The organism is Bacillus sp. Marseille-Q3570 (genome assembly GCF_946151055.1).
GTDB lineage: Bacteria > Bacillota > Bacilli > Bacillales > Fictibacillaceae > Pseudalkalibacillus.
Genome location: NZ_CAMGYZ010000047.1, coordinates 1 through 971 on the forward strand (window position 1 = coordinate 1; position 971 = coordinate 971).

At 39.8% G+C, this 971-nt stretch carries 1 protein-coding gene and 1 pseudogene; both read left to right on the forward strand.

Annotated features, from left to right (window positions below):
- Positions 1-338: transposase (locus N8M93_RS22685; RefSeq protein ID WP_261134905.1), on the forward strand; the 338-nt coding region annotated here is incomplete at its 5' end.
- Between the two features lie 215 nt (positions 339-553).
- Positions 554-971: pseudogene (locus tag N8M93_RS22690) on the forward strand (hypothetical protein); the annotation flags it as partial.

Here is a 971-nt window from a genome sequence, read left to right on the forward strand (position 1 = left end):
CCGTAGAGTTGCTGACCAATAACTTTACACTTGCTGCGAGCACCATAGCAGCCTTATACAAAGCACGTTGGAATATCGAGATATTCTTCCGCAACCTCAAACAGCTTTTTCATATAAAGTCGTTTGTCGGCACTACACGCAATGCCGTGGAGATTCAGATCTGGACAGCCCTAATCACCATTCTGCTACTCTCATGGCTGCGCCAGACCGCAAAATACCCTTGGCATCTATCTAATCTTGTATCTTCGCTGCGTCTTAACACTTTTACTAAGATAGACCTCCAAAAGTGGCTTGATGAACCGTTTACACCGCCTCCTGATGAGGCTCAAAATCCTTAGGGGGGGATTAATCAACTATAATTCATTTGCTTTTCGACCAATTGACTGATTGGCCGAACAATATTCTTTGACCTAAAAATTATTTTGGACACTATTGAATTGGAACAACTAATCACAATGCTATGAGCGAGACTTCCAAAATAAAGAAGTATCTGATGTGGTACAAAGTTAAAGAATTACTCAAGTTTCGGATTTAGACTTTGAGGTTGAATTTATTGCATAAAAAAGGCTTTGAGTATTTCCGTATATCACGGAAAATGAGTAAATTAGATGCATCAAAAAAACATTACTCAAAACTCAAAGCCATGAGCAAAATTACAAATATTCCCTCAGAAATCCGCAACTTTTTCTCAGAAAAACGTCGCAGTATAGTTATGGATACATTTACGCGTCTGCTTGAAAGCTTAAATTTGGACAACCGCAGTCTTGGTGGCTTGAAACGTGAGAACTGCCAGTTGACGAACCTTCAAGTGTTCCAGATATTGTTACTGCTTCCATTCTTTGCAATCAAAGGCTTCTCCCATTACGATGGTTCGGCGCTGTGTCGTATGTTTGGTGGTAAGAAGGATGATCTCTATTCATATCTGTCGCAAGACAATATAAATAGGAGGAATGTCATATACCGCATAACTA